Annotated in this window: 17 protein-coding genes and 1 tRNA gene; 10 read left to right on the plus strand and 8 right to left on the minus strand. The window is 55.1% G+C overall.

The window, feature by feature from the left end:
* Positions 1-77 precede the first annotated feature (77 nt).
* On the plus strand, positions 78-2,711 hold the full coding sequence (gene gyrA / locus GUC22_RS07690) for a DNA topoisomerase (ATP-hydrolyzing) subunit A (protein WP_004123050.1): 2,634 nt from the start codon (positions 78-80) through the stop codon (positions 2,709-2,711).
* A gap of 131 nt (positions 2,712-2,842) precedes the next feature.
* Positions 2,843-5,689, plus strand: coding sequence for a two-component system sensor histidine kinase RcsC (gene rcsC, locus GUC22_RS07695; protein ID WP_049087162.1), 2,847 nt, complete (start codon positions 2,843-2,845; stop codon positions 5,687-5,689).
* A 43-nt stretch (positions 5,690-5,732) separates the two neighbouring features.
* Here rcsC and rcsB read toward each other — a convergent pair whose 3' ends face one another.
* Together rcsB and rcsD are read right to left on the minus strand one after the other, a co-directional pair.
* A complete protein-coding gene (rcsB, locus tag GUC22_RS07700; protein ID WP_004103995.1) occupies positions 5,733-6,383 on the minus strand; it encodes a response regulator transcription factor RcsB in 651 nt (216 codons plus the stop codon).
* A 16-nt stretch (positions 6,384-6,399) separates the two neighbouring features.
* Entirely contained in the window at positions 6,400-9,060 is a 2,661-nt protein-coding gene (rcsD, locus tag GUC22_RS07705; RefSeq protein ID WP_064343061.1) for a phosphotransferase RcsD, read from the minus strand.
* A 771-nt stretch (positions 9,061-9,831) separates the two neighbouring features.
* On the opposite strand from rcsD, the gene GUC22_RS07710 reads away from it, so the two are divergent.
* From GUC22_RS07710 to mgtE, 6 genes are all read left to right on the plus strand, one after another.
* Positions 9,832-10,926, plus strand: coding sequence for a porin OmpC (locus GUC22_RS07710; RefSeq protein WP_024359232.1), 1,095 nt, complete (start codon positions 9,832-9,834; stop codon positions 10,924-10,926).
* A gap of 102 nt (positions 10,927-11,028) precedes the next feature.
* On the plus strand, positions 11,029-12,081 hold the full coding sequence (gene apbE / locus GUC22_RS07715) for an FAD:protein FMN transferase ApbE (protein ID WP_024359231.1): 1,053 nt from the start codon (positions 11,029-11,031) through the stop codon (positions 12,079-12,081).
* Between the two features lie 72 nt (positions 12,082-12,153).
* The gene (gene ada, locus GUC22_RS07720) at positions 12,154-13,218 is read left to right on the plus strand and encodes a bifunctional DNA-binding transcriptional regulator/O6-methylguanine-DNA methyltransferase Ada (RefSeq protein ID WP_160183454.1); all 1,065 of its coding nucleotides are present in this window, start codon (positions 12,154-12,156) and stop codon (positions 13,216-13,218) included.
* Positions 13,218-13,868 (plus strand): DNA oxidative demethylase AlkB, encoded by a 651-nt coding sequence (alkB, locus tag GUC22_RS07725; protein WP_024359229.1) that lies wholly within the window; start codon positions 13,218-13,220, stop codon positions 13,866-13,868. The genes ada and alkB overlap by 1 nt, the downstream gene beginning before the upstream one ends.
* A 76-nt stretch (positions 13,869-13,944) precedes the next feature.
* Entirely contained in the window at positions 13,945-15,588 is a 1,644-nt protein-coding gene (locus tag GUC22_RS07730; protein ID WP_160183455.1) for a multidrug ABC transporter permease/ATP-binding protein, read from the plus strand.
* A gap of 168 nt (positions 15,589-15,756) precedes the next feature.
* Positions 15,757-17,193, plus strand: coding sequence for a magnesium transporter (mgtE, locus tag GUC22_RS07735; RefSeq protein ID WP_024359227.1), 1,437 nt, complete (start codon positions 15,757-15,759; stop codon positions 17,191-17,193).
* On the opposite strand, the gene GUC22_RS07740 is transcribed toward mgtE, so the two are convergent.
* Positions 17,156-18,403 carry a SulP family inorganic anion transporter gene (locus tag GUC22_RS07740; RefSeq protein ID WP_049099349.1) on the minus strand — a complete coding sequence of 416 codons (1,248 nt, stop codon included), beginning with the start codon at positions 18,401-18,403 and terminating at the stop codon, positions 17,156-17,158. The genes mgtE and GUC22_RS07740 overlap by 38 nt on opposite strands.
* A gap of 278 nt (positions 18,404-18,681) precedes the next feature.
* Between GUC22_RS07740 and mqo the strand changes: the two genes are divergently transcribed.
* On the plus strand, positions 18,682-20,316 hold the full coding sequence (gene mqo, locus GUC22_RS07745) for a malate dehydrogenase (quinone) (protein WP_160183456.1): 1,635 nt from the start codon (positions 18,682-18,684) through the stop codon (positions 20,314-20,316).
* A 42-nt stretch (positions 20,317-20,358) separates the two neighbouring features.
* Here mqo and eco read toward each other — a convergent pair whose 3' ends face one another.
* Positions 20,359-20,850 (minus strand): serine protease inhibitor ecotin, encoded by a 492-nt coding sequence (eco, locus tag GUC22_RS07750; RefSeq protein WP_024359224.1) that lies wholly within the window; start codon positions 20,848-20,850, stop codon positions 20,359-20,361.
* Positions 20,851-21,188: 338 nt separating this feature from the next.
* On the opposite strand from eco, the gene GUC22_RS07755 reads away from it, so the two are divergent.
* Positions 21,189-21,611: a hypothetical protein gene (locus tag GUC22_RS07755; protein ID WP_004133893.1), complete on the plus strand. Its 423-nt coding sequence runs from the start codon at positions 21,189-21,191 to the stop codon at positions 21,609-21,611.
* A gap of 59 nt (positions 21,612-21,670) precedes the next feature.
* On the opposite strand, the gene GUC22_RS07760 is transcribed toward GUC22_RS07755, so the two are convergent.
* From GUC22_RS07760 to GUC22_RS07775, 4 genes are all read right to left on the minus strand, one after another.
* Complete coding sequence (locus GUC22_RS07760) at positions 21,671-22,777, minus strand: AI-2E family transporter (protein ID WP_004133895.1); 1,107 nt, start codon at positions 22,775-22,777, stop codon at positions 21,671-21,673.
* A 178-nt stretch (positions 22,778-22,955) separates the two neighbouring features.
* A tRNA-Pro gene (locus GUC22_RS07765) sits at positions 22,956-23,032 on the minus strand.
* Between the two features lie 77 nt (positions 23,033-23,109).
* A complete protein-coding gene (yejM, locus tag GUC22_RS07770; RefSeq protein WP_004133897.1) occupies positions 23,110-24,870 on the minus strand; it encodes an LPS biosynthesis-modulating metalloenzyme YejM in 1,761 nt (586 codons plus the stop codon).
* Positions 24,871-24,889: 19 nt separating this feature from the next.
* Positions 24,890-25,117 carry a YejL family protein gene (locus tag GUC22_RS07775; RefSeq protein ID WP_004133900.1) on the minus strand — a complete coding sequence of 76 codons (228 nt, stop codon included), beginning with the start codon at positions 25,115-25,117 and terminating at the stop codon, positions 24,890-24,892.
* Positions 25,118-25,269: the final 152 nt, after the last annotated feature.

A 25,269-nucleotide genomic window follows, 5' to 3' on the forward strand; every position in this document is an offset into this window, starting at 1 on the left:
GGTTTACCCGTATCACTACGGGTGTGTTATAATTTGCGACCTTTGAATCCGGGATACAGTAGAGGGATAGCGGTTAGATGAGCGACCTTGCGAGAGAAATTACACCGGTCAACATTGAGGAAGAGCTGAAGAGCTCGTATCTGGATTACGCGATGTCGGTCATTGTTGGCCGTGCGCTGCCGGATGTCCGAGATGGCCTGAAGCCGGTACACCGTCGCGTACTATACGCCATGAACGTATTGGGCAATGACTGGAACAAAGCCTATAAAAAATCTGCCCGTGTCGTTGGTGACGTAATCGGTAAATACCACCCTCATGGTGATACTGCCGTGTATGACACCATTGTACGTATGGCGCAGCCATTCTCCCTGCGTTACATGCTGGTAGATGGCCAGGGTAACTTCGGTTCTGTCGACGGCGACTCCGCCGCAGCGATGCGTTATACGGAAATCCGTATGTCGAAGATCGCCCATGAACTGATGGCCGACCTGGAAAAAGAGACGGTGGATTTCGTCGATAACTATGACGGCACGGAAAAGATCCCTGACGTTATGCCGACCAAAATCCCGAACCTGTTAGTCAACGGTTCGTCCGGTATCGCGGTAGGTATGGCGACCAACATTCCGCCGCACAACCTGACCGAAGTGATCAACGGCTGTCTGGCCTACGTTGAAAACGAAGACATCAGCATTGAAGGGCTGATGGAACATATTCCGGGCCCGGACTTCCCGACCGCCGCGATCATCAACGGTCGCCGCGGCATTGAAGAGGCCTATCGTACCGGTCGCGGTAAAGTGTACATTCGCGCACGCGCGGAAGTGGAAGCTGACGCGAAAACCGGTCGCGAAACCATCATCGTGCATGAAATTCCGTATCAGGTGAACAAAGCGCGCCTGATTGAGAAAATCGCTGAGCTGGTCAAAGACAAACGCGTCGAAGGCATCAGCGCGCTGCGCGACGAGTCTGATAAAGACGGCATGCGTATCGTGATTGAAGTGAAGCGCGATGCGGTAGGTGAGGTGGTGCTGAACAACCTCTATTCGCAGACTCAGCTGCAGGTCTCCTTCGGTATCAACATGGTTGCCCTGCACCATGGTCAGCCGAAGATCATGAATCTGAAAGAAATTATTGCCGCGTTCGTGCGCCACCGCCGCGAAGTGGTGACCCGCCGTACGATTTTCGAACTGCGTAAAGCCCGCGATCGCGCGCACATCCTTGAAGCGCTGGCGATTGCCCTGGCCAACATCGATCCGATTATTGAGCTGATTCGCCGCGCGCCGACGCCGGCGGAAGCGAAAGCTGGCTTAATCGCCCGTTCATGGGATCTGGGCAACGTTTCCGCGATGCTGGAACGCGCAGGCGATGACGCCGCGCGTCCGGAATGGCTGGAACCTGAATTCGGCGTGCGCGACGGCCAGTACTACCTGACCGAACAGCAGGCACAGGCGATTCTGGATCTGCGTTTGCAGAAACTGACCGGCCTTGAGCATGAAAAACTGCTCGACGAATACAAAGAGCTGCTGGAACAGATTGCGGAACTGCTGCATATTCTGGGCAGCGCCGATCGCCTGATGGAAGTTATCCGCGAAGAGCTGGAGCTGGTCCGTGAACAGTTCGGCGACGCGCGCCGTACCGAGATCACCGCTAACAGCGCCGATATCAACATCGAAGACCTGATCAACCAGGAAGATGTTGTCGTGACCCTTTCGCATCAGGGCTACGTGAAGTATCAGCCGTTAACCGACTACGAAGCGCAGCGTCGCGGCGGTAAAGGCAAATCTGCGGCGCGTATCAAAGAAGAAGACTTTATCGACCGTCTGCTGGTGGCCAACACCCACGACACGATCCTCTGCTTCTCCAGCCGCGGTCGTCTCTACTGGATGAAAGTGTATCAGCTGCCGGAAGCCAGCCGCGGCGCGCGCGGTCGTCCGATCGTCAACCTGCTGCCGCTGGAAGCCAACGAGCGCATCACCGCGATCCTGCCGGTCCGCGAATACGAAGAGGGCGTGAACGTCTTTATGGCCACCGCCAGCGGTACCGTGAAGAAAACGGCGCTGACCGAATTCAGCCGTCCGCGTTCCGCCGGTATTATCGCGGTTAACCTTAACGAAGGCGACGAACTGATAGGCGTCGATCTGACCTCCGGTCAGGACGAAGTCATGCTGTTCTCCGCCGCCGGTAAAGTAGTGCGCTTTAAAGAGGACGCCGTCCGCGCGATGGGCCGTACCGCCACCGGCGTGCGCGGCATCAAGCTGGCCGGCGAGGACAAGGTGGTCTCGCTGATCGTTCCGCGCGGCGAAGGCGCCATCCTGACCGTCACGCAGAACGGCTACGGTAAACGTACCGCGGCGGAAGAGTATCCCACCAAGTCGCGTGCGACCCAGGGCGTTATCTCTATCAAAGTCACCGAACGCAACGGTTCCGTTGTGGGCGCGGTGCAGGTAGATGACTGCGACCAGATTATGATGATCACCGATGCGGGCACGCTGGTACGAACCCGCGTTTCTGAAGTGAGCATTGTCGGTCGTAACACTCAGGGCGTGATTCTGATCCGCACCGCGGAAGATGAAAACGTGGTTGGCCTGCAGCGCGTTGCTGAGCCGGTTGATGACGAAGAGCTGGATGCCATCGACGGCAGCGCGGCGGAAGGCGATGAGGATATCGCGCCGGAAGCGGATACCGACGATGATATTGCCGAAGACGAAGAGTAATTCTCTGCGGTAATTGTTCTGAAAGGGTCGGGGCTATCCCCGACCCTTTTTGTTTTCCCGTTGCGGGACCGTTGTTTTATCGTTACCTTAACGCCATTCTGTTGAGCCCCTGACGGCCGAGCATCGCCACATTGAAATATCTAGCTTCTTTCCATAACACGTTAAAGGTTTCACGCTATCTGTTCAGAGCGCTGGCGGTACTGCTGTGGGTGCTGGTCGCTTTTGTGTCGGTGTTTTACATCGTCAACGCTTTGCACGATCGTGAATCGGAAATTCGTCAGGAATTTAACCTCAATGCCGATCAGGCGCAGCGCTATATCCAACGTACGGCCGACGTGATCAAAGAGCTGAAGTACGTTGCGGGCAACCGGCCGATGGACGGCGGCGAAGGCGGCGATACGCCGGTTCAGCGCGGCGATATCGCGATACCTAATTTTGAACCGCTCTACCCGGATTCCGACTGCGCGCTGATGAGTACGACCTGGCGTAATTCGCTACAGTCACTGGCGTGGTTTATGCGCTACTGGCGCGACAATTTCTCAACGGCCTACGACCTCAATCGTATTTTTTTGATTGGCAGCGACAATCTGTGTATGGCCAACTTCGGCCTGCGTGATATTCCGCTGGAGCGGGACCATGCGTTAAAAGTACTGCATCAGCGGATTGAGCAGTATCGCGACGCTCCGCAAAACGAGCGCGGTAACAATCTGTTCTGGATAAGCCAGGGCGTGCGTCCGGGCGTGGGCTATTTCTATGCGCTGACCCCAATCTATGTGGCGAATCGCCTGCAGGCGATGCTCGGCGTTGAGCAAACCATCCGTATGGAAAGCTTCTTTACCCCCGGCAGTCTGCCGATGAACGTCACTATCCTCGACGATAACGGTCAGTCGCTGATTTCGCTTGCCGGGTCGGACAGCAATATTAAACCGGATGCGAAGTGGATGCAGGAGCGTTTGTGGTTCGGCTATACCGCCGGTTTTCGCGAGCTGGCGATGAAAAAAAACCTGCCGCCATCATCCCTGAGCATTGTCTATTCGGTGCCGGTGGATCAGGTGCTGGAACGCATCCGGATGCTGATACTGAACGCCGTGGTGCTCAATCTGCTGACCGGCGTCCTCCTTTTTGTCCTCGCCCGCATGTATGAACGGCGGATTTTTATTCCGGCAGAAAATGACGCCCAGCGGCTGGAAGAGCATGAGCAGTTCAACCGAAAAATTGTTGCCTCCGCGCCGGTGGGGATCTGTATTTTACGTACGCTCGACGGCACCAACATCCTGAGTAACGAGCTGGCGCATAACTATCTCAACATGTTAACCCACGAGGACAGGCAGCGGCTGACGCAAATTATCTGCGGCCAGCAGGTGAACTTTGTCGATGTGCTGACCAGCAATAACACCAACCTGCAAATCAGCTTTGTCCACTCCCGCTACCGTAATGAGAATGTGGCGATTTGCGTGCTGGTGGATGTCTCGGCGCGCGTCAAAATGGAGGAGTCGCTGCAGGAGATGGCCCAGGCCGCAGAGCAGGCCAGCCAGTCGAAATCAATGTTCCTCGCCACCGTTAGTCACGAACTGCGCACGCCGCTGTACGGAATTATCGGTAACCTTGATTTATTGCAGACCAAAGAGCTGCCGAAGGGCGTCGATCGCCTGGTGACGGCGATGAACAACTCTTCCAGCCTGCTGCTGAAAATTATTAGCGATATTCTCGACTTCTCAAAAATTGAGTCCGAGCAGCTCAAAATTGAGCCGCGGGAGTTTTCGCCGCGCGAGGTCATGAACCATATTTCCGCCAACTATCTGCCGCTGGTGGTGCGTAAGCAACTGGGGCTGTACTGCTTTATTGAGCCTGACGTACCGCAGCTGATGTCCGGCGATCCCATGCGCCTGCAGCAGGTTATTTCCAACCTGCTAAGTAATGCGATTAAGTTTACCGATACCGGCTGCATTATTCTGCACGTGGAACGGGCGGGCGACTATCTGCAAATCAGCGTCAGAGACACCGGGGAGGGGATCCCGGCGAAAGAGGTGGTACGCCTGTTCGATCCGTTCTTCCAGGTCGGCACCGGCGTGCAGCGCAACTTCCAGGGGACGGGACTCGGTCTGGCGATCTGTGAAAAGCTTATCAGCATGATGGATGGCGATATTGCCGTTGAAACCGAGCCCGGGATGGGCAGCCGGTTCACCATTCGTATCCCACTGTATGGCGTACAAAATACGCCGCCGCTGCTGATTGACGGCCTGGCTGAAAAATGCTGCTGGCTGGCGATTGATAATAGCTCGCTGGCGCTGTTCGTTGAGCAGTTGCTGAATTACCACGGTATCCCGGTCCGCCGCTATGCGGGGCAAGCGCCGGGAGCGGAAGATATTTTATTGACCGATAGCGAGGCGCGTGAAGCCTGGCCCGGCGGTGCGATGGTGATCTTCTGTCGACGCCATATCGGTATTCCGCAGGAGCGGGCGCCCGGCGAATGGCTGCATAGCGTGGCCACGCCGCATGAACTGCTGCCGCTGCTGGGACGCATCTTCCATATCGCCGTGGCCAGCGCGGAAAACGGGCCCGCGCTATCCGCGGCGGATGCGCAAACCACCAGCAATGATGACATGATGATCCTGGTGGTGGACGATCATCCCATTAACCGACGTCTGCTGGCCGATCAGCTGGGATCGCTGGGCTATCAGTGCGTAACGGCAAATGATGGGGTCGATGCGCTGAATGTTCTGAGCAAGCAGCATATTGATATCGTGCTTAGCGACGTCAACATGCCGAATATGGATGGCTATCGCCTGACCCAGCGCATACGCCAGCTGGGACTCACGCTGCCGGTGATCGGGGTCACCGCCAACGCCCTGGCGGAAGAGAAGCAGCGCTGCCTGGAGTCGGGGATGGACAGCTGCCTTTCTAAGCCGGTGACTCTGGATATTATCAAGCAAACCCTGACGGTCTACGCCGCACGGGTACGTAAGGGAAGGGAGTAAGGCAGTTTCCCGGATAGCGCAGCGCTATCCGGGAAGGAAGACGTTAGTCTTTGTCCGTGGAGCTCAGGGAAACGGAAGAGAGGTAGTTCAGCAGGGCAATGTCGTTTTCCACGCCGAGCTTCATCATTGCCGATTTTTTCTGGCTACTGATGGTTTTGATACTGCGGTTGAGCTTTTTGGCAATCTCGGTGACCAGGAAGCCTTCGGCGAACAGACGCAGTACTTCACTCTCTTTAGGCGACAAACGTTTGTCGCCGTAACCGCCGGCGCTGATTTTTTCCAGCAGGCGCGAAACGCTTTCCGGGGTGAATTTTTTGCCTTTTTGCAGCGCGGCCAGCGCTTTAGGCAGATCGGTTGGCGCACCCTGTTTCAGGACGATCCCTTCGATGTCCAGATCCAGCACCGCGCTCAGGATCGCCGGGTTGTTATTCATTGTCAGGACAATGATGGACAGATCCGGGAAATGACGCTTGATGTATTTGATAAGCGTAATGCCATCGCCGTATTTATCACCGGGCATGGATAAATCGGTAATCAGGACGTGTGCGTCCAGCTTTGGCAGATTGTTGATTAAGGCCGTGGAGTCTTCAAACTCGCCAACAACGTTCACCCACTCAATTTGTTCAAGTGACTTACGAATACCGAACAGTACGATCGGATGGTCATCGGCAATAATTACGTTCATATTGTTCATGTATTAGGCTACCTTGCTACAGCAAGCTCTTGACGTAAACGTCAATGTCGCTGATATATTTTTCTATGCCTTGCGCATCTTTTTCACGAATCAGATGCTCAAGCGTTTCACATAACTGCTTGCCGGGTACCAGATTTAGCATAGCAAACGCCCCTTTGAGGCGGTGAGCGGTCTGCGCCAGCGCGGCGAAATCGCCTGTTGCCCGTTCATTATACAGCCTCTTAACATCATCTGGTACCGTGTCAGCAAACAGCGTGTAATAGCCGCTGGCATGCAGTTCGGCGTTACTTTCGCTACCGGCAGAGGAAGGGTGCTCCTCTTCCTCTGCAAGCTGCTGCTCAATCAGCTGGAGAATAGCTTCCTGCATCGCAGCGCTGATATTAAAATTCACGCGGAGCTGACCAGGACCAATCTTATGAACCCGGACCTCATCATCGCTTAAAAGCAAGCCCGAAGCAGTAAGATTAGACGGATTATCCGTTAAAAAGAGATCATATTGTTGACTTGTGATTCTGTCATCCGGCGTGATGCAGGTGGCCCCCCAGCTTTCAAGCTGGCGGGTGACGATACGGCGGACTTCATTGGCCGTCACATCAAGCAGTATCACGACCTCATCGAGCAGATGTTCCCCTGAATCACTCTCCTCTGCGCTGGCGGCCATTTTTAGATGCAGGGAGTAGCGGGTGCCCAGCGACTCGCGCGCTTTGATATTGAGCTGCCCGCCTAGCTTGCGGGTCAGGCGATCGCAGAGCCAGAAGGTGAGGGCATTGGCTTTACCGTAAAGGTCTGCCTGCGTCTCGTTGAGGAACGGGAAGTGCATATTGTCGATTTCGTTCGCCGAAACGCCGTTGCCGGTATCCAGAATACGGAAGGTCAGGCGGTCATCCGCTGATTCATCTTTACTCACTTCCAGGGTGATTTTGCCAATAGGCGTGGTGGTAACCGAGTATCGGATGAGCAGTAAAAGGGTGCGGCGCAGGGCGTCGCGATCGCCGTAGCGTTGCTCATTGGCCGGCAGCGCGTTGTTAATCAGCAGTTGAAGACCTTTACGTTTGATGATGGGCAGGACTTCAGGCACCACTTCATCTATCAATTCCTGAATGGAGAACAGACCCTGTGCGCTCTTCCAGCTATCGCTCTCCAGCAGGTTTGCCAGCTGTATTTCATCGACCAGCTGGACCAGTTCATCCGCATGCTGGGCCAGCTTGCGGCTTTCGGCTATGCCGAGCGCCGCGGCTTCTTCCGCCAGCGTTTGCGCCGGCTGCTTCAGCGCCGTACCGATATGCTGCATAAAAGCAGTGCGGCCCAGCTGGTTTTTCTCATACAGGCGCTGGGCCTGCTTGAGCTTCTTATTCACCAGCACTTCACGGTCCTGATCGCGAATAATAAAGATTTGCGTACGCGGCGAAACCTGACTGCGGAACTGACGGATTTCATACAGTTCATTGTTCACCGTCGCCTGAATTACGCCCTGATGCTGATCGGCCATGTTAATGATGTTTTGCAGGTTCAGATGCGGCAGCAGATGATCGGCAATCGGATTGCTTATCACCGTACGGTTAGCGTCCTGATCGTGCACCAGCAGCCCTAGCGGCAGCAGGGAAACAATCTCTTCGTGAATGGCGCGCTGGGCGCGCAGCTCATTATTGGCTGCCGAAGAGACCGCCGTTCCCACGATGCTTTTGCGGCCGCTGTAGTGACGGAAGGTGGTAAATCCGAACAGCGCCAGCGCCAGCAGACCAATGTTCAGCAACAGCGGCAGTAAGATACTCTGCAAGGACTCCAGAATCAGCTCGCTAAAGGGGACCATCCAGACCAGACGCATACCGGTGGTATTAATGGTGGTGAGAATTTCAATCTGCGGGCCGTTAAAGTTAATGCTGACGATGTCGGCGGCTTCTTTATCCGGATTGCTGTTGACGCTTTGCGACGGATCGGGCTCCAGCCGGAAGCTCTCCAGCGACATACTGGGAGGAATGAGATCGTTAATGGGCAGATCGAAGGCGACAACGGTCGCCAGGTGACCGGGCTGGTTGAATGTCGTGCGTAAAGTAAAGTAGTAGCCGTTTTGCCAGGCAAGGTGGCGCAGCGACGAAAAGGTCTCGCGTTCATCTAAGGTGTTGGCCTGAAGCAGCATTTCTGCCCGTCGTGATTCGACGACGCTGCTGATGGTCGACTCTTTGAAGCTGGAAGAGAGATCTTTTAAGGGCAGCGTTGAAACCAGAATCAGGCTGTTATCAAGCCCGTTCAGGTAATACATCGACCAGGGAATCGTCTCGGCGCCCCACAGGATATCGAGATAGTTGGAGATCTTTTGCGTCATTTCCAGCGTTGAGCCGTCATGCGAGCCAAAAATCAGCGCTTCCGTTTTGCGCCGGGGTTTCTCCAGGTAGTAAACATCCTGTTTTAATCGCGTTTCCTGGAGCCCTGTCTCTGAGGCTGAACTGGACGAGGTCGCGGCGATATTGTCATAAATCTGCCAGGTGGCGTAGCGCCAGGTATCGATGCGTTTATGTAAGTCGTAGCTGACATCGACCACCTGGTAGCTTTTGTCTTTTAGCCAGGTGTTAACGGCGCTTTGGATCATGACCCCCATCGTCGCCAGCAGGACAATGACCATGAGAATAAAGAAGCGAGTAATGTTGCCGGGTATCAGGGAAAATTTTTTCGGGGTCATCGTGTGAGAGTACGACTCATCAGTGTGTGTAAACGGACTGTTGCACCAAGTTAACCGGGGGCAGCGCAGATGCTACGAACAGTATAAAGGTTAACGTGCAAAATCCATACATCTGAATACCCTACAATGACTTTTTTGCCTTGAGATTTATCTCAAACCAATAAGGCGTACAAAGATGTACGCCCCGGTGGTTTTTGTACAATTATTTACGGATTCGAGAATGTAAATAGCACTAAATAACAAGAAATTATATAAATGACCCTGGGTTTAGCCGTAAGTTGTTTGATTAATAACCGTTATTTTTTTCGCGGCTAGCAGGGAATAATTAAAGATGTGTAAAGAAGGGTAAAAAAAACCGGATGCGAGGCATCCGGTTGAAATAGGGGTAAACAGACATTCAGAACTGAATGACGGTAATAAATAAAGTTAATGATGATAGCGGGATTAATTTTAGTCCCAGATGAGAATTTTGTTTTACCATTCAGTGCTATAGGTGTGTAACTGTGTAACTCGTTGACGTTTATTGATAATTTTTATTTTTTGATTATTAGTGCTTATTTTTATGAGCTTTTTGTGCGGAAAAAAAGTTCCCTTGTATTTACAAATTGAAACATCTTGTGGGTATTTTGAAACATCTTAGAAGTTTTAGTATCATATTCTTGTTGGATTATTCTGCATTTTGCAGCACAATGAAATAGCCGACTGATTAGAAGGGTAATCAGTAAGCAGTGGCAATAATAAAAGGCATATAACAAACAGAGGGTTAATAACATGAAAGTTAAAGTACTGTCCCTCCTGGTACCGGCACTGCTGGTAGCGGGCGCAGCGAATGCGGCTGAAGTCTATAACAAAGATGGCAACAAATTAGACCTGTACGGTAAAATCGACGGTCTGCACTATTTCTCTGACGACAAAGGCCAAGATGGCGACCAGACCTACATGCGTCTGGGCATCAAAGGCGAAACCCAGATCAATGACCAGCTGACCGGTTACGGCCAGTGGGAATACAACGTCCAGGCTAACAACACCGAGAGCTCCAGCGATCAGGCGTGGACTCGTCTGGCGTTTGCGGGTCTGAAATTCGGCGACGCGGGTTCTTTCGACTACGGTCGTAACTACGGCGTTGTTTACGACGTAACTTCCTGGACTGACGTTCTGCCGGAATTCGGCGGCGACACCTACGGTTCTGACAACTTCCTGCAGTCTCGCGCTAACGGCGTGGCAACCTACCGTAACTCTGACTTCTTCGGTCTGGTTGACGGCCTGAACTTTGCTCTGCAGTATCAGGGTAAAAACGGCAGCACCAGCGGCGAAGGTTCGACCAACAACGGTCGTGACTGGAACAAACAGAACGGCGACGGTTACGGTACCGCTGTAACTTATGATATCTACGACGGTATCAGCGCTGGTTTCGCGTACTCTCACTCCAAACGTACCAGCGATCAGAACACCAAAGCTGTTCTGGGCCGTGGTGATAACGCTGAAACCTATACCGGTGGTCTGAAATATGACGCCAACAACATCTACCTGGCGACTCAGTACACCCAGACCTACAACGCAACTCGCGCTGGCAACCAGGGCTTTGCTAACAAAGCGCAGAACTTCGAAGTGGTTGCACAGTACCAGTTCGACTTCGGTCTGCGTCCGTCCGTGGCTTACCTGCAGTCCAAAGGTAAGGATCTGGAAGGTTACGGCGATCAGGATCTGCTGAAATATGTTGATGTAGGCGCGACCTACTACTTCAACAAAAACATGTCCACCTACGTTGACTACAAAATCAACCTCCTGGACGACAACCGCTTCACCCGTGCTGCCAATGTGTCTACCGACGACATCGTTGCTCTGGGCCTGGTTTACCAGTTCTAAGTACGCTGAAGTTTGAAAAAAGGCGCCGATGGCGCCTTTTTTTATGCCCGGTTTAACCTTGCTGGTGTACTCTTTGCACCTTAGCCAGAGGAAGCCAATTTTATGGATATCACTTTTTTTCGCGCCGCCCTGTTCGGCGCCTGCGTATTACTTTCAGGCTGTGATTCAGCCACTTCTCCCCAGACGCCAAAATCCGCCGCCACCGTGCTGGAGGGTAAAACCATGGGCACATTCTGGCGGGTCAGCGTCATCAACCTTGATGAGGCGAAGGCCGAGGCGCTGCGCCAGAAAGTGCAGGCTCAGCTCGATGCCGACGATCGTCTGCTTTCCACCTGGAAGAACGATTCAGCGTTGATGCGCTTTAACCATTCGCCGGGTACGTCGCCGTGGCCGGTCAACGAGGCGATGGCGGATATCGTGACGATGTCGCTGCGAATTGGCGCAAAAACCCATGGCGCAATGGATATCACCGTCGGGCCGCTGGTCAATTTATGGGGCTTTGGCCCGGATAAACAGCCGGTCAAAACGCCGGATCCGCAGCAGATCGCCGCGGCAAAAGCGCGCAGTGGATTACAGCATCTGACGGTGATCAACCAGGCCGGCCAACAGTATCTGCAAAAAGACATTCCGGATCTGTTCGTCGATCTCTCTACCGTAGGTGAAGGCTACGCCGCCGATCATCTGGCGCGCCTGATGGAGCAGGAAGGGATCTCGCGCTATCTGGTCTCGGTGGGCGGCGCGCTGGTGAGCCGGGGGATGAATGCGGAAGGGCAGCCGTGGCGGGTGGCTATCCAGAAGCCGACCGATCGTGAAAACGCGGTGCAGGCGATCGTTGATATCAACGGACATGGCATCAGTACCTCCGGCAGCTACCGCAACTACTATGAGCTTGACGGTAAGCGCATCTCGCACGTTATCGATCCGCAGACCGGGCGACCTATCGATCATAAACTGGTTTCAGTGACCGTTATCGCTCCGACGGCACTGGAGGCCGACGGCTGGGATACCGGGCTGATGGTGCTGGGGCCGGAAAAAGCGCAGGACGTGGTTCGCGAACAGGGGCTGGCGGTGTATATGATTGTCAAAGAGGGAGACGGGTTTAAAACCTGGATGTCGCCGCAGTTCCGCGCGTTCCTCGTCGGCGAGAAAAATTAAAGCGCAAGATTTCGGGTTTTTGTTAACGGACTTCGGCCCAGACTGCAGATACACTTACAGCAGGAGATCGTGATGAAACCGATAATGATTGATACCGATGAGCGCCGCTGGCAGGCGGTATGCGAACGTGATGCCCGCGCCGATGGTCAGTTTGTTTTTGCCGTGCTGACCACCGGCGTTTGCTGCCGTCCGACCTGCCGTTCGCGTCGCGCGCTGCGGGAAAATGTTCGCTTTTACCCTGACGTTGCAACCGCGCAGGCGGAAGGTTTTCGCCCGTGCAAACGCTGCCAGCCGGAAAAAAGCGACCCGCAGCAGCAGAAGGTAGAGAAAGTGGCCGCCGCGTCCCGTCTGCTGGAGCAGGAAACGCCGATGACGCTGGAGGCACTGGCGCGCCAGGCCGCGCTCAGTCCCTTTCATTTTCACCGCCTCTTTAAATCCGTCACCGGAATGACCCCTAAAGCCTGGCAACAGGCCTGGCGCGCTCGCCGTTTACGCGAAGCGCTGGGGCAGGGGGCGAAAATTACCGATGCGGCGCTGTCGGCCGGCTTCCCGGACAATAGCAGCTACTATCAGCAGGCAGATGCCGCGCTGGGGATGACCGCCCGCCAGTTTCGCCGCGGCGGCGAGGATCTCGATATTACCTGGGTATGCGGCGATGGTCCGCTGGGACGCTGTCTGGTGGCTGAGAGTGAACGGGGCGTGTGCGCCGTGCTACCGGGAGAGAGCGATGCCTTGCTCTGTGCTGAATTAGCCAGCCTGTTTCCCAATGCGCGGCTGCATCCGGGCGACGAGGCTTTTCGTCAGCGGGTGGCGCAGGTATTTTCCCATCTTGATGACCACCGGCAGCCGTTTTCCCTGCCGTTGGATTTGCGCGGCACGGCTTTTCAGCTTCAGGTCTGGCAGGCGCTGCGTCAGATCCCGGCGGGGGAGACCCGCAGCTATCGTCAGGTCGCGCAAAGCATCGGCCGCCCCCGCGCGGTGAGAGCGGTGGCAAGCGCCTGCGCCGCTAATAAGCTGGCGCTGGTTATTCCCTGCCACCGGGTCGTTCGCGAAGATGGGGCGCTATCCGGCTATCGTTGGGGGACGGCGCGCAAGGCGCTGCTGTTGGCACGAGAAGCGTCATCCGAGGAGAAATAATGTTCGATCTTTTTGCCGATACGCCGCCCTGGCAGGAGCCGCTGGCTCCGGGGGCGATAATTTTGCGCCGCTATGCCCGAGAACGCGCCCCGGCGCTGTTGCAGGTAATCGCCGGGATTGCCGGTCGTTCGCCTTTTCGCCAGATGGTCACCCCCGGTGGTTACACGATGTCGGTAGCGATGACCAACTGCGGCGAGCTGGGCTGGACCACGAACCAGCACGGCTATCTTTATGCTGCCGACGATCCGCTGACCGGCAAGCGCTGGCCGCAGATGCCGCCGCTTTTCCGCGAGCTGGCCGCAGAGGCCGCGGCGGCGGCCGGCTATGCGCGCTTTACCCCGGATGCTTGTCTTATCAACCGCTACCAGCCCGGCGCGAAGCTGTCGCTGCATCAGGATAAAGACGAGCATAACCTGCGGGCGCCGATTGTCTCCGTCTCGCTGGGGCTGCCGGCAATATTTCAGTTCGGCGGGCTGCGGCGTAACGATCCGCTACAGCGGGTGCTGCTGGAGCACGGCGACGTGGTGGTCTGGGGCGGCGAATCGCGGCTTTTTTACCATGGTATTCAGCCGCTCAAAGAGGGCATCCATCCGGAGACCGGCGCCTGTCGTTACAATCTCACTTTCCGCCTGGCGGGTAATAAAGAATAAAAATAAGAATTATTCTTGCTGTCATCGTCGAGCAGTTTAAACTGCTGGCTGTTTTTGCTTGCCCGGATTATGCGTTATGGAACTTCTTCTTCTTGTCTGGCGTCAGTATCGCTGGCCGTTTATCTCCGTCATTGCCCTGAGCCTGCTGAGCGCGGCGCTGGGTATTGGGCTTATCGCCTTTATTAATCTGCGTCTGATTACCCTTGTCGACACTTCCCTGACGGTCCTGCCGGAGTTCCTCGGGCTGCTACTGCTATTGATGGCGGTCACGCTCGGTTCGCAGCTGGCGCTGACCACGCTTGGCCACCATTTCGTCTACCGCCTGCGCGGCGAATTTATTAAGCGCATTCTCGACACGCAAATCGAGAAGATCGAGAAAATCGGCAGCGCGTCGCTGCTGGCCGGGTTAACCAGCGATATCCGTAATATCACCATTGCCTTCGTGCGTCTGCCGGAGCTGGTGCAGGGGATTATTCTCACCTTCGGTTCCGCCGCCTATCTGGCCTGGCTGTCGGGAAAAATGATGCTGGTTACCGCGCTGTGGCTGGCGTTGACCATCTGGGGCGGTTTTATACTGGTATCGCGGGTGTATAAACACATGGCCTCGCTGCGCGAAAGCGAAGATAAGCTGTATCACGATTACCAGACGGTTCTCGAGGGGCGCAAAGAGCTGACCCTCAACCGCGAGCGAGCTGAGTATGTGTTTAACCAGCTCTATCTCCCCGATGCGCAAGAATATCGGCACCATATTGTTCGCGCCGATACTTTCCATCTGAGTGCGGTCAACTGGTCGAATATTATGATGCTGGGCGCGATTGGCCTGGTCTTCTGGATGGCCAACAGCCTGGGCTGGGCCAATACGGCGGTAGCGGCGACCTACTCGTTGACCCTATTATTCCTGCGCACGCCGCTGCTTTCCGCGGTTGGCGCGCTGCCCACTTTGCTCAGCGCGCAGGTGGCGTTCAACAAGCTGAATAAATTTTCGCTCACGCCGTATCGCGCTGAATTTCCGCAGCCGCAGGCGCATCCCCACTGGCAGACTCTCGAGCTGCGCGATATCACCTTTCATTATCCTGACAACAGCTTTGCGGTCGGGCCGATTAATATGACCCTCAAGCGCGGTGAGCTGGTCTTTCTGATTGGCGGCAACGGTAGCGGGAAATCGACGCTGGCTATGCTGCTGACCGGCTTGTATCAGCCGGTATCCGGACAGATCCTGCTCGATGGTCAGCCGATGGCGGCGGATAAACCGGAAGATTATCGTAAGCTGTTCTCGGCGGTGTTTACCGACGTCTGGCTGTTCGACAGGCTGCTGGGGCCGGAAGGGAAGGCGGCTGACCCGGCTTTGGTGGAGAAGTGGCTGGGTTATCTGCAGATGAACCATAAGTTACGGCTGGATGACGGCAAAATCCTCGACCTGAAGCTGTCAAAAGGGCAGAAAAAGCGCGTGGCGCTGCTGCTGGCGTTAGCAGAAGACAGAGATATCATCATGCTGGATGAATGGGCGGCGGATCAGGACCCCCATTTCCGCCGTGAGTTCTATCAGGTGCTGCTGCCGCTGATGAAGGAGATGGGTAAAACCCTCTTTGCTATTAGCCATGACGATCACTACTTTCAGCACGCCGACAGGCTGCTGGAAATGCGCGGCGGCCAGCTATCGGAGCTGAGCGGAAAAGAGCGCGAGCTGGCGACGCGCGACGCGGTCGCCCGTACCGCCTGATAGCGCAGGCTCATCCCGGAGGCGCCAGCCGACCTCCGGGCTTCCCGCAGGCTGCTGTTTTTTCCGTCGACTGAATTCATAGCGGTTATTATTTCCGCCTCCTCGCGCTATGCTTAAGGCTTCCGGCCTGCTGGTCTGACAGATATTTTTACAAGGATTGCCTGACCGATGTCCGTTTTGCATAAAAAAAGCGCCAGATTGCGTGACGAAGAGCGCGCCCGCCTCATTTGGCTCCTGAGCACTGATAAAGCCGTCACATCTTCGCTGCTGGGAAAATTAACCCTCGCTGAACGTTACGATGACAACACGCTTGCCGACGATCTGGCGGAAGTGGAGATGCTGGTTTCACACCTGCCGCCACCGGACCTTGCCGATGCGCTTGAGGCGCTGCCTTATGATGCGCGCAACGCGCTCTGGCGGCTGGTCGCTGACGATAAGCGCGGTGAAGTGCTGCTGGAGGCATCGGAAAGCGTCTGGGGCGACCTCATCGAGGAGATGAGCGATCACGACCTGCTGTTCGCGCTGCAAAATCTCGATATTGATGAACAGGTCTACCTGTTGCAGCACCTGCCGCGCGATCTGACCGGACGTTTGCTGGCAACCCTGCCTGCGGATAAGCGCGCGCGTATTCGCCAGATGATGCGCTACGCCGACAATACCGTCGGTGCGATCATGGAGTTTGAGGTCATTACCGTTCGTCCGGAAGCCACTCTCGCGGCGGTACAGCGCTATCTGCGGCGATTAGGGAAAATGCCGGAGAACACCGACAAACTGTTTGTGACCACCCGCAATAAGCTGCTACTCGGCGAACTCGAGCTACAAACCATTCTGCTTAACGATGCGCAGAAGCGGGTGGGGGAAGTGATGGAAGGCGATCCGGTGACCTTCCAGCCGCACGAGGACGCGGAAAAAGTGGCGCGTACTTTTGAACGTGATGACTTACTTAGCGCCGCGGTGATTGATGCCGACGGCAAGCTGATGGGGCGTTTAACCATCGACGAGATCGTCGACGTGGTCTATGAAGAGACGGACAACGATTTACGCCGGATGGGCGGCCTGAGCAACGATGACGACGTTTTTGCCCCGGTCAGCAAGGCGGTGAAAACCCGCTGGGCCTGGCTGGCGGTGAATCTGTGCACCGCGTTTATCGCCTCCCGCGTTATCGACGGTTTCGAACACACTATCTCCCAGCTGGTGGCGCTGGCGTCGCTGATGCCGATTGTTGCCGGGATCGGCGGCAACACCGGCAATCAGACGATCACCATGATCGTGCGGGCGATGGCGTTACAGCATATTCAGCCGGGAAGCTTTTCGTTCCTGATCCTGCGCGAGATGGGCGTCGCGCTGATCAATGGGATCGTCTGGGGCGGGATTATGGGGGCGATTACCTGGTGGCTGTATGACGATCCGCAGCTTGGCGGCGTGATGACCCTGGCGATGATGCTCAACCTGCTGATGGCGGCGATGATGGGCGTGATTATCCCGATGGTGATGGTTAAGCTGGGTCGCGATCCGGCGGTCGGCTCCAGCGTGATGATTACCGCGATTACCGACACCGGCGGATTCTTTATTTTTCTTGGGCTGGCGACGATTTTTCTGATGTAGCCCGCGCTTGATTACGCAGGCGGCGAGGGATCAGCGCCATTGAAACCAGGCCAGCCAGGACGCCAATGGCGAGATTGCTGGTGCCGACGGTCGCGCCGACGGTAACCAGCATCACCAGCGTTTCCGGCCACGGGTTGCGCGCCAGCTCCGCCGGACGAACGCTGTGCCAGCTAAAGGTTTTTACCGCCACAATCACCATCACGCCGGCGAGAACGGCCATCGGGATTTTCGCCATCACTTCGCTGAGCGCGGTCACCAGCAGGAGCAGCACCAGGCCTGCGACAATGGTCGAGACGCGGCTACGTGCTTTGCCCATTTCAACGTTAACGATAGTCTGACCGATCATTGCGCATCCGGCGATGCCGCCATAAAACCCGGCGAGGATATTGGCGATGCCCAGACCAGCGCTCTCGCGCGCTTTACTGGAAGGGGTATGGGTCAAATCATCGACCAGCTTCGCCGTGAGAAGCGACTCCATCAGGCCGACAAAAGCGATGCTCAGCGCGCAGGGCCAGATAATGCTCAGCGTGGTTAAGTCCAGAGGCACCATCAGGCTGGTGAATCCCGGCAGTCCGCCGCTCATGGAGCCTTCGTCGCCGACGGTCGGCAGCAGCTGGCCGCTGAAAACGGTAAACAGGGTCAACAGAACGATAGCGATCAGCGGAGAAGGGATCGCCTTAATAAAGCGCGGCGCCCACAGCACAATCAGCAGCGTTAACACGAACAGGCCGATAATCAGCGGCTGCTTGCTCCAGAAATGCGGTACCTGAGCAAAAAAGATGAGAATACCCAGCGCGTTAACAAAACCGGTCATCACCGCCTGCGGGATAAAGCGCATCAGGCGCGCCATGCCACAAACGCCAAACAAAATTTGAATAACCCCCGCCAGAACGACCGCCGGCAGAATGTAGCCGACGCCGTATTGATGCACCATTGGACCGATAACCAGCGCCACCGACCCGGCGGCCGCGGTGACCATCGCAGGCCGTCCGCCCAGGAGCGACATCGCCAGGCACAGCACCACGGAGGCAATCAGGCTAACTTTCGGATCGACCCCAGCGATGACGGAGAAGGAGATGACTTCGGGGATCAGGGCCAGTGCGGTGAGCACGCCAGCCAACGTTTCACGCGTCAGCAGCGCGGGCGAACGCAGTATCTGGCCTAATGCGCCAGCGTTACCGGAGGTAGCGGAATCAGAAACTGGAGGCATAAAAAAAGTTCGCAGATTTTAAAAATTTGGCGGCAGGACCGATCGCTACTTACGTGCGGTCGGTCACAAAACCGAGGATAATAGCGCGTAAGCGCCGCTGACACCAGTACAAAATGTGATTTGTGATACACATTTATTAAACATTTTTATAACAGATCTCAAAACTCAACTTAAAATTTAAACAATATTTAAATTTTTTTTCTTCAGTGTTACCTTTGAAGCCGAGAATCGTTTCACCTGCGCTAAATAAAAAGCGAGTAAAGTAAGGCTCAAATCCGATGAAGAAAAAGATGGCCGTACCCAGCTCACAGGCGGTTGGTTCCAATAACACTCGGACCAACACCCGCCATGAGCAAGAGACGGATGTATTGTTGATTGGCGGCGGCATCATGAGCGCCACGTTGGGAACCTGGCTGCAGGAACTGGAGCCGGACTGGTCTATTACCATGGTCGAGCAGATGTCCAGCGTCGCGGAAGAGAGCTCGAACGGATGGAACAACGCGGGCACCGGCCACGCGGCGCTGATGGAGCTGAACTATACGCCGCAAACCGCTAACGGTATCAATATCGATAAAGCGGTCGATATCAACGAATCTTTCCAGATTTCTCGTCAATTTTGGGCCCACCAGGTGACCCGGGGCATTCTGAAAAAGCCGAAATCCTTTATTAACAGCGTGCCGCACATGAGCTTCGTGTGGGGCGAAGACAACGTTAACTTCCTGCGCGCCCGCTATGCGGCTTTACAACAAAGCGAGCTGTTCCGCGGTATCCGCTACTCCGAAGATCACCAACAAATTAAAGAGTGGGCTCCGCTGGTGATGGAAGGACGCGATCCGCAGCAGAAGGTGGCCGCAACCCGCTCGGAAGTCGGCACCGACGTGAACTACGGTGAAATCACCCGTCAGCTGATCGCCGGGCTGCAAACCCATGACAATTTCTCGCTTCAGCTGGGTACCGTGGTACGCCGCTTTAAGCGCAATGCCGATAAGAGCTGGAGCGTCACGCTGGCGGATGCGAACAATCGCCACCAGAAATGGGTTATCAAGGCTAAGTTTATCTTTATCGGCGCCGGCGGCGCCGCGCTGACCCTGCTGCAGGAAACCGGTATTCCGCAGGCGAAGGAGTACGCGGGCTTCCCGGTCGGCGGGCAGTTCCTGGTCTGTGAGAACCCGGAAGTGGTTAACCACCATCTGGCTAAAGTCTATGGCCAGGCGGAAGTGGGTGCGCCGCCGATGTCGGTTCCGCACATCGATACCCGTATTATCGATGGCAAACGCGTGGTGCTGTTTGGGCCGTTCGCGACCTTCTCAACCCGCTTCCTGAAAAATGGTTCGCTTTGGGATCTGCTGGCTTCCACCAACACATCAAACATCATGCCGATGCTCAACGTCGGGCTGGATAACTTCGATCTGGTAAAATATCTGATTAGCCAGGTGCTGCAAAAGGACAAAGATCGTCACGCAGCGCTGTGCGAGTACTACCCGGAAGCGCGCAAAGAAGACTGGCGCTTATGGCAGGCCGGCCAGCGCGTGCAGATTATCAAGCGTGATGAGAAGAAGGGCGGCGTTCTGCGTCTGGGTACCGAAGTCGTCAGCGATGATGAAGGTACCGTTGCCGCGCTGCTGGGCGCCTCGCCGGGGGCTTCCACCGCCGCGCCAATCATGCTGCAGCTGATGGAGAAAGTGTTCAAAGAGAAGATCAACTCCGCGGACTTGCAGGCGAAACTGAAAGCGATTATACCGAGCTACGGTACGCGTCTGGATGGCAACGCGGCGGAAATTGAAAGGGCGCTGGCGTGGACCAGCGAAGTGCTGGAACTGCACTATGAGCCGCTTACCGCTGCTGATGATGTGCCGCAGGCGATGCTGAAGCCGCTGCCTGAAGGCAAACCTATCGCGGATATCGCGCTGTAAATGCTTTCCGGCGGCTCAGGCCGCCGGAATCTGTCTTAGCCATTAACGCTCAACGGCAGCGCCGATGGTTTCGTCCGCTCGCCAGATACGATATTTCACGTCGATATTAGCCGGGGTATAAACTACGATAGGTAACCTGCTGTTGTAACGCAGCATGCCCGCATCGCCCAGGCCAGCCATCACAAACTGCTTCTCTTTTTTACCGTCCGGGCAGGCCATCATGGTTGAGACGGGTGACGTCACTTTATCAAACACGTAGTAGTCGTAGCCCCAGCCTTCCAGGGTTCTGCTTTCCAGCTGGCCGCCAAGGCGGTGGCGATTGCAGTCGACTTCCAGCGTCTGGCCAATTAACAGCTCTACTTTTAATGCGGACTCATCCTGCTGCTGCGGCAGCTGAATCACCTGACGCTTCATCCCTTGTTCCGCCTTAGGATACGGAGCGATTTTTTCCAGCGGCTGCTCAGCTGCAACGGCGCTCGCGGAAACGCAGGCAATGGCCAGCAGGGAGGCGGCAAACGTAGTGATTTTTTTCACGTGAGTAATCCTTTGTTATCAATCATAAACAGCACAATGTTAGCATTAGTTTGCGTTATTAGTAGTGGTGTTTACCAAAGTTTTCATAGTTTCTAGTTATAAGTTCTGCTATTGCGGTAGGGGGCAGTTATTCATCACCTGCGGCAGCCCGCGTTTTTCCGCTACCGCCTATTATGGAATAGGTGAATTTTTAAAATGATTATGATCAATAAAAGAATTAATTTACATATGAGATTATTTCATTCGTTATATTTATCTTCCGTCATTTAGAATGATTCATAAGGGAAATTAATTGAAAGGGAATTGTTCATTTAAATAATTGATATGAGTGATGGTAGATGAAAGTGAAAAAGGTTTTACTGGTTGCGTCGCTGGCGGTTTCTTCGCTATTGGCAGGTTGTACTTCCGAGTCACAGCGTTTGGCGAACTGCGAGGCGAGGGGGATTTCCCGCGATACCTGCTACTTAGCGGAGCAAAATCGTCAGGCCTCGATGAATGCAGCTTATGAGAAGCAGGCGTTAGAAAACGCCGCCGCTGCCGTTCAGCATAGTCAGAGCGCGAAGGTGAAAACCCGGCACTTTAACGGCATGGAGATTAAAGGCACCAGTACCGGCTTAAGTATTGATGGTAAAGCGGCGGCGGTGATTGAGAAAAATAAAGACGCGACCGTTTACCAGCAGGGGCTTTACAACTTTATCGTTTACGCCAACGGCAAAATAGCCGTCACTCAGGACGGCGTGTTTAAAGGCTACGCCAAATAAAAGCGCCGATCGGGGGGATAGGCTCCCCCTGTATATCTGCGCGGTCCAAAAGGAACGCGTTACTCCTCGTGATTTTTACCCTCTTCTAAGAAATCCTCATCAAGCTCGTCGATATTTCCGGCGTGATCGCGTCCGGACAGCAGGTTCCAGCAGGCGATAAACAGGGCGGCGATCAGCGGGCCGATAACAAAGCCGTTGATGCCGTAGATTTCCATGCCGCCGATGGTGGTGATCAGGATCAGGTAGTCCGGCATTTTGGTATCTTTGCCAACCAGTAGAGGGCGAAGAATATTATCGACCAGGCCGACGATGATCACAAAAAAGCCAACGATAAACGCCCCCTGCCATAGCTGACCGGTCGCGAAGAGATAGACTGCCGCAGGAACCCAGATGATCGCCGAGCCCACCGCCGGAATCAGCGACAGAAACGCCATCAGCGCGCCCCACAGGATGCTGCCATCAAGACCCACGATCCAGAACGCCAGTCCGCCAAGCGCGCCCTGCGCGAGGGCGACCGCTACGGTACCTTTGACGGTTGCCCTGGCGACGGCGGCAAATTTGGCGAAAAGATGCTGCTTCACGTGATTCGATAGCGGCAGGGATTCAAGGATCAGCCTGACCAGGTACGGACCATCTTTGAGCAGGAAAAACAGCAGATAAAGCATGATGCCGAAGCTAATGGTAAAACCAAAGGTGCCTTTACCAATCAGGAATGCGCTACCGGCCAGGTACTGGCCTCCTTTAAGCGCAACGTCCGAAAGCTGGCGCTGAATTTGTTCCGCGCTATCAAGGTCATGCTCTGAGAGGAAGCTCCTGGCCCATTCCGGCAGGTGCGCAAACAGGCTGGCTACCACGGTCGGGAACTGGGTATCGTTATGCTGCAGTTTGGTGTAAACCACGTTTAGCTCGAAGGCCAGCGACGAGAGAATGATCGCCAGCGGGGTAAACACGATCAGACAGATAATCACTATCGTCAGAAACGCCGCCAGGCCGTTGCGCTCGCCGATCCGATCGCGCAGTTTGTTCTTCACCGGGTGGAAGATGACCGCCAGAATTGCTGCCCATAAAATGGCTGAATAATAGGGGGAGAGAACGTCGAAAAAAGCAAGGGTGACGATCAGCACGATCAGGATGAAAAATCCCTTCGTAAGTCCATTAACTCTCATGTGAATCCTTCAGAAAAATGACGTGTACCATCAAATAATAGAAGCTTTTCCATGATTTACAATCAAAGTGACTGGTTCGTTTTGCTGAGAACAGGGAGGAAATATGACATTAAAAAACCCGCAGTCTCTGTAAGAGTGCGGGTTCTTAAGGGGTTACCGATTTAATCGGTGAATAATTTGGTCGGCACGAGAGGATTTGAACCTCCGACCCCCGACACCCCATGACGGTGCGCTACCAGGCTGCGCTACGTGCCGATTCGTGGGGAACAATATTACCCGTTCCCCAAGCGAATGCAAGCCGGGAAATGCCTGATTGATTTATAAATAATCAATCAGTTAGCGATAAAGCGTTTTTCATCGGTCAGCACCTGCAGCAGCAAGCTGAGCTGCGGTTTTTGATCGTTAATTTTCTCGCCGTCGCTGTTCCATGTTCGGTAAGTGCCGTTGTGATTAAGCACGACGGTGACTTTCGGCGTGGTAATGGCCAGCGTATCGCTATTCGCTGCGGTGACCCAGGCTCGGCGACGGGCGGCGCTAAACAGGTCTTCACCTTGCGAATACTCGTTTGCTGGGGTGGAGACGTGGAGCAAACGCTGCATCAGCGTCGTCATCACGTCTTTGTTATCCGTCAGCGTCGCGATCTCCTGCGCCGGCGTGCCTGGCCAATGGATCACCAGGGGAACCTGCAGCTGCTCGCGCGACCAGCCAAACTGCTCATGCTGCGGGTTCAGCGGCATTCCGCGGCCCGCCGTCACGATCACCACCGTGTTGTCCAGCTTGCCCGCTTCGCGCAGCGCGTTCAGCACACGACCAATTTGCGTATCGACCGCACCGGCAGCGCTGCTGTAGCGACGGACAAAGTTTTGCTGCTGCCCGTCGTCAAGGGTGGTGCCGTTGAGCGAAACCCATGAGAACCAGCGGTTTTCATCCTGGGCGTAGCGGTCCAGCCAGTTAATCCACTGGTTGGCCGTCTGCTCATCGCTTTGCGCTTTCGCGGCTGGCAGTGAAAAATCGGACAGCAGCGCCTGGCGGTAAAGTGGGCTGCTAAAGCCGTCGGACGAGAACAGGCCCAGCTGATAGCCCTGTTGGTTCAGCGAAGTAATCAGCGCCGCGGGAATACGCGCGGAGAGGACGCCGTCCATATAGCTCGGCGAAATACCGTAGAACAGGCCAAACATGCCGCTGTCAGCGGTATTACCGGAGCTCATATGCTGGGTAAAGTTAACGTTCTCTTTCGCGAACCCGGCCAGCGCCGGCATGTTTTTCTCAAAGCGCGAATAATTAAGATTATCAACGGTAATCAGCAGCACGTTATAGCCGGTACCGAGATCGCGATAACGCAGATCGCTCAGCGGGTATTGTACCGACACGGCTTCCGGCGCGCCTTGCTCCACCAGGCGGCGCTGGTAGTCCTGCGCGTCGAGCAGGCCGTGTTTTTCCAGAAAACGGCGCGCCGTCATCGGATAGGAAAGCGGCAGGTTGGCCCGCTGCATGGTTATCGGGCGATAGAAATTGGCGTCCGCCCAGATATAGACCAGGTGGCTACTGATAAAAGAAATAAAGAAGAACCAGGCAACGGGACGCGCATAGTGGCGGCGACGCGTCAGGCTGCGCAGCTTCTGCCAGCTCCAGGTCGCAAACAGCATCTCCAGCAGAAAAATGATCGGCACGCTGATAAACATCAGCTGCCAGTCGCGCGCCATCTCGTTCTGATCGGGGTTAATCACCAGTTCCCAGACAAAGGGATTAAGATGCAGGTGGAAACGGGTGAAAACTTCGCTGTCGATCAGCAGCAGCGTCATGCCCACGGTCGCCAGAACAACCGAGATAAAGCGCATTAAGCGCTGGGATATGACGACAAACGTCAGCGGAAAGAGGATCAGCACATAGCTGGTAAAGACCAGAAAGCTGAAGTGACCAACGAGGCTGACGTACGAAAAAAGACGTCCGGCAAGCGTCGTTGGCCAGTCGGCGACAAACAGATAGCGACTGCCGAGCACCATAGCCAACAACATGTTGAAAAGGGCGAACCAGTGTCCCCAGCTGACCATCTGGGAGACTTTTTCTCGGTAGGGCTGACGAAGAGTCACCATATACTGTTGTTCGTTATCCTTAGTGCGCCGGATCGTCGTTGATAGACGACTGCAGCGCCTGGGCAAAAGAACGGGCGATGGCCTGACGCTGCGCCGGCGCGACGCTACTATTGATCAGGTTAGTCACCATATTGCCCAGTACCATCAGTGACAGGTCAACGGGCGCTTTATGTGTTTCCAGAACGCTCGTCAGCTCGCTGAGCAGCTGTTCGACGTGTTCATCGCTATAGCGGGATAATTGCGGCATAAACTCAAAATCTGTTTGTTCGTGAAAGGGCAACATATTACCGTAGCAGCAGCTTTTTTTCCGCATTTTTTCGCCGCGACGCAAAAGCGCGCGGCTTCGCTCGCAAAGAGTCACGCGGCGGTTGCGTCGTCGCCCCGCCGGTGGTTGAATAC

Origin of the sequence: Klebsiella sp. MPUS7 (assembly GCF_009905335.1) — a bacterium.
GTDB lineage: Bacteria > Pseudomonadota > Gammaproteobacteria > Enterobacterales > Enterobacteriaceae > Klebsiella > Klebsiella grimontii.

Coding starts and splice junctions, on each gene's coding strand:
- GUC22_RS07775 (WP_004133900.1), bottom strand. CDS start 25,117: ATGCCGCAATTATCCCGCTATAGCGATGAACACGTCGAACAGCTGCTC.
- apbE (WP_024359231.1), top strand. CDS start 11,029: ATGGATATCACTTTTTTTCGCGCCGCCCTGTTCGGCGCCTGCGTATTA.
- rcsD (WP_064343061.1), bottom strand. CDS start 9,060: ATGACCCCGAAAAAATTTTCCCTGATACCCGGCAACATTACTCGCTTC.
- ada (WP_160183454.1), top strand. CDS start 12,154: ATGAAACCGATAATGATTGATACCGATGAGCGCCGCTGGCAGGCGGTA.
- yejM (WP_004133897.1), bottom strand. CDS start 24,870: ATGGTGACTCTTCGTCAGCCCTACCGAGAAAAAGTCTCCCAGATGGTC.
- GUC22_RS07755 (WP_004133893.1), top strand. CDS start 21,189: ATGAAAGTGAAAAAGGTTTTACTGGTTGCGTCGCTGGCGGTTTCTTCG.
- mqo (WP_160183456.1), top strand. CDS start 18,682: ATGAAGAAAAAGATGGCCGTACCCAGCTCACAGGCGGTTGGTTCCAAT.
- GUC22_RS07710 (WP_024359232.1), top strand. CDS start 9,832: ATGAAAGTTAAAGTACTGTCCCTCCTGGTACCGGCACTGCTGGTAGCG.
- GUC22_RS07740 (WP_049099349.1), bottom strand. CDS start 18,403: ATGCCTCCAGTTTCTGATTCCGCTACCTCCGGTAACGCTGGCGCATTA.
- gyrA (WP_004123050.1), top strand. CDS start 78: ATGAGCGACCTTGCGAGAGAAATTACACCGGTCAACATTGAGGAAGAG.
- rcsB (WP_004103995.1), bottom strand. CDS start 6,383: ATGAACAATATGAACGTAATTATTGCCGATGACCATCCGATCGTACTG.
- alkB (WP_024359229.1), top strand. CDS start 13,218: ATGTTCGATCTTTTTGCCGATACGCCGCCCTGGCAGGAGCCGCTGGCT.
- GUC22_RS07730 (WP_160183455.1), top strand. CDS start 13,945: ATGGAACTTCTTCTTCTTGTCTGGCGTCAGTATCGCTGGCCGTTTATC.
- GUC22_RS07760 (WP_004133895.1), bottom strand. CDS start 22,777: ATGAGAGTTAATGGACTTACGAAGGGATTTTTCATCCTGATCGTGCTG.
- mgtE (WP_024359227.1), top strand. CDS start 15,757: ATGTCCGTTTTGCATAAAAAAAGCGCCAGATTGCGTGACGAAGAGCGC.